1 protein-coding gene is annotated in these 222 nt (G+C 49.5%); it reads left to right on the top strand.

The window, feature by feature from the left end; all coding sequences use genetic code 11:
- On the top strand, positions 1-222 hold a 222-nt coding region (locus CBI42_RS12255; RefSeq protein WP_142294184.1), incomplete at both ends, for a transposase.

Genomic DNA, 222 nt, shown 5'->3' with positions numbered 1-222 from the left:
TGATCCCGAGCTCAAGCAAACTTACGACGTGATGAATTGGTTACGTGAAACCATCAAAAACCGCGACTGGCCCAACTATAATCAAGCCTTTCACCACCTGCAGGGGTGCTCGGAAGAGATGTTGGCAGCCCTCCAAACCTTGGCGGCTCATCATGATGAAATTGGCAACACTTTCACCCACCACTACACCAACGGGCCCTTAGAAGGTTCAAACAACAAGAT

This window comes from Streptococcus sp. KR, assembly GCF_002238115.1.
Taxonomy (GTDB): domain Bacteria; phylum Bacillota; class Bacilli; order Lactobacillales; family Streptococcaceae; genus Streptococcus.
Note: the sequence above shows the minus strand (reverse complement) of the source record. Positions and strands in the feature narration are given on the sequence as shown.